The sequence below is a fragment of the Brevundimonas sp. genome, assembly GCF_036405315.1.
Lineage (GTDB): Bacteria > Pseudomonadota > Alphaproteobacteria > Caulobacterales > Caulobacteraceae > Brevundimonas.
Window position 1 is genome coordinate 1 of record NZ_DASWXW010000067.1, and the last position, 6,317, is coordinate 6,317.

At 67.1% G+C, this 6,317-nt stretch carries 6 protein-coding genes; 2 read left to right on the forward strand and 4 right to left on the reverse strand.

Annotated features, from left to right (window positions below; all coding sequences use genetic code 11):
* The coding region (locus tag VGE49_RS04480) for an uL13 family ribosomal protein (protein ID WP_331033383.1) at positions 1-210 on the reverse strand (210 nt) is incomplete at its 3' end.
* Positions 211-565: 355 nt separating this feature from the next.
* On the opposite strand from VGE49_RS04480, the gene VGE49_RS04485 reads away from it, so the two are divergent.
* The gene (locus VGE49_RS04485) at positions 566-1,642 is read left to right on the forward strand and encodes a PA0069 family radical SAM protein (RefSeq protein ID WP_331033379.1); all 1,077 of its coding nucleotides are present in this window, start codon (positions 566-568) and stop codon (positions 1,640-1,642) included.
* Positions 1,643-1,646: 4 nt separating this feature from the next.
* Here the strand turns inward: VGE49_RS04485 and VGE49_RS04490 are convergent, their stop codons facing one another.
* Positions 1,647-2,888, reverse strand: a complete 1,242-nt coding sequence (locus VGE49_RS04490; RefSeq protein WP_331033384.1) for a class I SAM-dependent RNA methyltransferase — start codon at positions 2,886-2,888, stop codon at positions 1,647-1,649.
* Positions 2,889-3,047: 159 nt separating this feature from the next.
* Here VGE49_RS04490 and VGE49_RS04495 point away from each other — a divergent pair, with 159 nt between their 5' ends.
* Complete coding sequence (locus tag VGE49_RS04495) at positions 3,048-3,674, forward strand: glycine zipper 2TM domain-containing protein (protein ID WP_331033380.1); 627 nt, start codon at positions 3,048-3,050, stop codon at positions 3,672-3,674.
* A gap of 73 nt (positions 3,675-3,747) precedes the next feature.
* Here VGE49_RS04495 and VGE49_RS04500 read toward each other — a convergent pair whose 3' ends face one another.
* Complete coding sequence (locus VGE49_RS04500) at positions 3,748-4,482, reverse strand: TlyA family RNA methyltransferase (RefSeq protein ID WP_331033381.1); 735 nt, start codon at positions 4,480-4,482, stop codon at positions 3,748-3,750.
* A partial coding sequence (locus tag VGE49_RS04505; protein ID WP_331033382.1) for a valine--tRNA ligase occupies positions 4,479-6,317 on the reverse strand: 1,839 nt, incomplete at its 5' end. The genes VGE49_RS04505 and VGE49_RS04500, both read right to left, overlap by 4 nt.

Genomic DNA, 6,317 nt, shown 5'->3' on the forward strand with positions numbered 1-6,317 from the left:
CTTCTTGCCGGTGAACACCACCTTGTCGACGTTGGTGACGACGACGTAGTCGCCCATGTCAACGTGCGGGGTGTAGGTCGGCAGGTGCTTGCCGCGCAGACGGTTGGCGATGAAGGTCGCGAGGCGGCCCACCACGACGCCTTCGGCGTCGATGTGGATCCACTTCTTTTCGACCTCTGCCGGCTTCATCGAAGCCGTAGTGCTCTTCAGCATAATGAGGGTCCTGAAAGACGAACGGTGCGGCCCATCCCGTGACCGGGCGGAGCGGAAGGCGTGCTGATAGAGGGTCATCCACAGCAGGTCAACACCGGTTCGCGACATGATTTTTAGCCAAAAGATTGATTTAAAAGAATTTATTGCAAACGGTATTAAAATACCCAAATATTTCCATCCTCGCTCATCCTGGCGAAGGCCGGGATGCGCAGAAAGGAAGAGCCCCTCCTCATCCGACCTCCCCCGTATCAAGTCCTGGTCGGCCGCCTTCTCGGGCAAGAGGAAAGGGAAAGAAGCCCGTCGAACCGCTTTTTGTTCTTGATTTGTTCCAGTCCTGTGTCACCCTCCCCTCATGAAGACGGCGATGAAAGGACGCGGCGCACGCTCCAACGACTCGGGCCGGTATGAAGCCGACCGGCGCGAGGACTTCGACGACGGCTGGACGGATCAGGACGAAGCGGCCGCGCCGCTCCGCACCACCCTCTCGCCGGAACACGCGCGCACCATCATCGCCAAAAATACGAGTCCCGACGTCGGCTTCGATCGCTCCATCAACCCTTACAAGGGCTGCGAACATGGCTGCATCTACTGCTACGCCCGTCCGTCCCATGCCTGGATGGGCCTATCCCCGGGTCTGGATTTCGAGAGCCGGATCTTCTTCAAGCCCGAAGCCGCGCGTTTGCTGGAACAGGAACTCAGCAAGCCCCGATACATCTGCAAGCGCATCCACATAGGCGGCAACACCGATCCCTATCAGCCGGTCGAGCGCGAAACCCTGTCCACCCGCTCGATCCTTCAGGTCATGCAGCGGTTCCGTCAGCCGTTCAGCATCATCACCAAGTCGGTGCTGATCGCCCGCGACGCCGACATCCTGGGGCCGATGGGACGCGAAGGCCTGGCCTCGGCCATGATCTCCATCACCACGCTCGACCGTGGTCTGGCCCGGGCGATGGAGCCGCGCGCCTCGACCCCCGCCAAGCGGCTCGAGGCCATCAGCCGTCTGGCCGACGCGGGCTGTCCCGTCGGCGTCGGCTTCGCCCCGGTCATTCCCGGCCTGAACGACCACGAGATGGAAGCCATCCTCGAGGCGGCTCAGAAGGCCGGCGCGACCTCGGCCATGTATGTGACCCTGCGCCTGCCGCTGGAAATCAAGGACCTGTTCCGCGAATGGCTGGCCGACGCCCGGCCCGAGCGCGCAGCCCGTGTCATGTCCCTGATCCGCCAGACACGCGGCGGCAAGGACTACGACCCTGACTGGGCCCAGCGCATGAAGGGAACCGGCCCCGTCGCCGAACTGATCGCCGCCCGCTTCAAGGCGGCGATCAAACGCTATGGTCTGGACGCCCCGCGCCCTCCGCTGGACGTGACCCGGTTCCGCGTCCCGCCCGACATGCGGCCCCAGATGGATCTGTTCGACCTGGCGTTCTGACGCCTTAGCGACGGAAAATCCCGACCAGTTCGACGTGGGTCGACCACAGGAACTGGTCGATGGGCGTGACCTTCTCCAGCCGGAAGCCGCCGTCGATCAGGACGCGGGCGTCGCGGGCGAAGGTCTGGGGATTGCAGGATACGCCCACGACCAAGGACGCCTTGGTCCCCTGCAACTGCTGGGTCTGTTCCAGCGCGCCTGCGCGCGGCGGGTCGATCACGATGGCCTCGCAACCCTTCAAGTCATAGGGCGACAGCGGGCGGCGGAACAGGTCGCGCGCCTGGGCCTCGATGGTCTTCAGACCCTGGGCCGTGGACACGCCCGCCTTCAGCGCCGCAATCGACGCCGCCGACGAATCCGCCGCCAGGACGCTGGCCACCTCGGCCAGGGGGAAGGTGAAGGTGCCGGCGCCGCAGAACAGGTCGGCGACCTTCTTGGCCCCCCTCACCGCCTCGACCGCCCGACTGACCATGGCCGCCTCGGCGGCGGGCGCCGCCTGCAGGAAGGCTGCCGGCGGCAGGGGCACGGTGGCCCGCCCGAAGGTGATGCGCGGCTGGCGCGCCATCACCAGGGTGTCGCCGTCCAGGCTGAGCCGCGCCAGACCAGCCTCGGCCGCAGCCGCAATGGCCCGCGCCGTCATGTCCGCCGTCAGTCCGCCCGACTTCTTCTCGACCCCGGTCACGTCCACATCCAACCCGGTGTCGGTCAGGGTGACGTGCAGGGTCGGGGCCGACTTCGGGTGCCCCAGGAAGGGCGCCGCCACCTTGGCCAGCGCCGGCAAGGCCGCCGTCAGCGCCGGATCGGACACCGGGCAGTCGGTCAGCTCCACCAGCCGCCACGACCGCCGCGCCTTGAAGCCCAGCAAGACGCGCCCGCCCGGGCCGCTGCGCGCGTGCAGGGCCAGACGGCGACGGCTGGCCTGCGGAACGGCCACGGTCGCCTCGACCTCGGTCTCGACGCCCTCGCGCGCCAGGGTCTGGATCACCACCTCGCGCTTCCACGCCAGATAGGGCTCGTCCGCCCAGTGCTGCAGCGGCGCGACGCCGCATTCGGCATAGGTTTCGGAATGGATCGGTCGGCGGTCCGGGCTGGCTTCGATCAGCTCGAACGCCTCGACGCGGCCGTCCTTCACCTCGGCCGAGATCACTTCGCCCGGCAGGGCGCCCGGCACGAAGACGAAGCCCTTGGGCGTTTCGGCGATTCCGTCGCCCTGGTGGCCCATGCGGGCGATGGTCAGCGTTTGCATCATGGCGCGGCTTCTAACCGTTCCCGCGCGGAATCTGAAACCTGAACGAAGATGAACGGCCCGATCAAAAGCCGTTCAGCTTCGGGGCCCTATGACGGGATGCAACAGACAGCGGAGCGAAGCCGTTCAGCTTCGGCATCTGTCACAGGAACACGAACGATGATCGGTCATCTGTCCCAAAAGGCATCCGCCGCCGCTGTCGCCGCCCTCGCCGTGGCCGGTTCGCTCATGGTTCCGGGCGTCGTCAGCGCCCAGACCTATGGCTACGGCTATCCGCCCGCCTATGGCTACAACAGCGGTTATGGCCAGGGCTATGATCCCTGCGTTCGCGATCAGCGCGACCGCACGACGACAGGCGGCGTGGTCGGCGCCACCATCGGCGCCATCGCGGGATCGCAGCTGGCGGCGCGCGGTCGTCGCACCGAAGGCAGCGTCCTGGGCGGCGTGCTCGGCGCGGCGCTCGGCGCCGGCGTGGGCAACAACTCCGCCGCCTGCGACAGCCGCTATCGCTCGTCCGGCTACGATCAGTCCTATGGCCGGACCTATGTCCCGCCGGCCTACGGCTACGACAACCGTCGCTACGACGACGGCTACGGCCGCGACTACCGCGAATACAGCAACGGCTACGACCGCGGCTACACCCAGCCCGCCCCGGACTATCGCCATCAGAACACTGACGAATGCCGCCTCGCCGAGAGCGTCATCCGTCTGCCCGACGGTCGCAGCGAGACGCGCTACGTGCGCACCTGCCCCGACCAGGACGGCCGCTATCGCGTCGTCGATTAAGTTTCAGCCCCCCTGTCGATCGACGACGTGAAGAGGGCCGCCGGTTTTCCGGCGGCCCTCTATAAATTCAGGGTCAGGCCCGTTTGGCCCACATCAGGAACTCGAGGTTGCCGTCGCCGCCCGTGATCGGACTTTCCGCCGTTTCACTCACGGCCCAGCCGACGCTTTCCAGCCAGGCGCGCACGCCCTCGACCGCCGCCGCATGGGCCTCGGGGTCCTTGACCACGCCCTTCTTGCCCGCGTCCTTGGGCCCCGAACCCTCGAACTGCGGCTTGACCAGGGTGATCAGATCCGCGTCAGGCGCCGCCAGATCCAGCGCCGCCGGCAGCACCTTCGACAGACCGATGAAGCTGGCGTCGCAGACAACCAGCGACGGCGCCTCGGGGATGATCTCGGGCGTCAGTTCGCGCGCGTCCGTCCGCTCCAGATTGACCACGCGCGGATCGGCGGCGACCTTCGGGTGCATCTGACCGAATCCGACGTCCACGGCGAAAACCCGCACCGCGCCGCGATCCAGACAGACCTCGGTGAAGCCGCCGGTCGAGGCGCCAACGTCCAAAACCACCCTGCCCTCGACCGCGACCGGCCACAGGTCCAGCGCCCGCTCCAGCTTCAGCGCCCCGCGCCCCACCCAGCGGTGGGCGGCGGCGTAGCCGATCTCGGCGTCGTCGCTGACGGCCTGCGAGGCCGCCTTGGCGGGCGCACCGTTTATCGTGACGCCGCCCGCCTCGATCGCAGCCTTGGCCTTGGCCCGGCTTTCGGCCAGGCCACGCGTGACCAGAAGCTGATCCAGACGGACCGTCCTCACGCGCCGGCCATCGCGTCCAGACGCGCCAGAGCGGCCTGCAGCTTGGCCTTGCCCTCTTCGGCCTCGGCCAGCTTGGCGCGCTGCTCATCGACGACTTCCGGGGCGGCGCGCGACACGAAGTTGGGATTGCCCAGCTTCTTGTTCACGTGGCCGATGTCGCTCTCGAAGACCGCGATCTCCTTCTCCAGACGCGCGCGCTCGGCGGTCAGGTCGATGATCCCGGCCAGCGACAATGCCGCCGTGGTTCCGCCCGAGACAAAGGTCACGGCCCCGGCAGGCGCGGCCTCGGCCGTGCTGATCTCGGACACGCGACCCAGGGTCAGCAGCAGGTCGCGGTGGCGCGCGATGCGTGCGGCGGTCACGGCGTCAGGCGCGACGAAGGCCAGCGGCGGCTTGGCCGACGGCGGCACATTCATCTCGGCCCGCAGGGCGCGGATTTCACCGACGAAGTCGACCAGCCAGCCGATCTCGGCCTCGGCCGAGGCGTCGATGAAGGCGTCCGGCAGCACCGGCCATTCGGCGCCGATCAGCAGGCTATCGCGAGCCGGACCTTCCTTGCCCAGCTCGGCCCACAGCTCTTCGGTGATAAAGGGCATGACCGGATGCAGCAGTTTCAGCGTCTGGTCGAGGGTCCAGGCCGTCATGGCGCGCGTCTCGGCCTTGGCGGCCTCGTCGGCGCCGTTGAACACGGGCTTGGCCAGCTCCAGATACCAGTCGCAGAAGACGTTCCAGACGAAGCGGTACAGGGCGCCCGCGGCGTCGTCGAAACGACCGCCCTCGATGGCTTCCGACACGGCGCGCTCGGCCTTGGTCAGCTCGCCGCGGATCCAGCGGTTGATGGTCTGCTCGACGGCGGCGGGATCGAAGCCCTCGACGCGCTTGGCCTCGTTCATCTGGCTGAAGCGTGCGGCGTTCCACAGCTTGGTGCCGAAATTGCGATAGCCTTCAATACGCTGCTTCGAAAGTTTGATGTCGCGCGTGCCCGAGAGGATGGCCATGGTGAAGCGCAGCGGGTCGGCGCCCAGCTCGTCGATGATGCCCAGGGGGTCGATGACGTTGCCCTTGGACTTCGACATCTTCTGGCCCTTCTCGTCGCGGACCAGACCATTGATGATGACGCGCTTGAACGGGACTTCGCCGTCCATGAAGTGCAGGCCCATCATCATCATCCGGGCGACCCAGAAGAAGATGATGTCCGCCGCCGTAACCAGATCGCTGGTCGGATAGAAGCGCTGCAGATCCTCGGTCTTCTCGGGCCAGCCCATGGTCGAGAAGGGCCACAGGGCCGAGCTGAACCAGGTGTCCAGAACGTCCTCGTCCTGCGTCAGGGCCTTGCCGCCCGCCTGAGCGATCGCCTCTTCCTCGGTTTCGGCGACGTAGATCTGGCCGTCGGCGTCATACCAGGCCGGGATGCGGTGGCCCCACCACAGCTGGCGGCTGATGCACCAGGGCTCGATGTTGCGCAGCCACTCGAAATAGATCTTCTCGTAGCTCTTGGGCTCGAAGACGGTCGCGCCGTCCTCGACCGCCTTCAGCGCCGGCTGGGCCAGGGTGTGGGCGTCGACGTACCACTGGTCCGTCAGCCACGGCTCGATGACCACGCCCGAGCGGTCGCCATGCGGGACGACGTGCTTGGTCTTCTCGATCTCGCGCAGCCAGTTCTCTTCCTCGGCGCGGGCGACGATGGCCTTGCGCGCGGCGAAGCGGTCCAGACCGACCAGATCAGCGGGGATTTCCGGCACATCCTCGTTGGTGATGCGCGCGAAGGCGTCCATCACGTTCAGCGCGGCCAGACCGGCGCGCTTGCCGACGCCGAAGTCGTTGAAGTCGTGCGC

What these genes read in the sequence shown, in the direction of transcription:
- VGE49_RS04485 (WP_331033379.1), top strand. Translation starts at nt 566, where the DNA reads ATGAAGACGGCGATGAAAGGACGCGGCGCACGCTCCAACGACTCGGGC.
- VGE49_RS04490 (WP_331033384.1), bottom strand. Translation starts at nt 2,888, where the DNA reads ATGCAAACGCTGACCATCGCCCGCATGGGCCACCAGGGCGACGGAATC.
- VGE49_RS04495 (WP_331033380.1), top strand. Translation starts at nt 3,048, where the DNA reads ATGATCGGTCATCTGTCCCAAAAGGCATCCGCCGCCGCTGTCGCCGCC.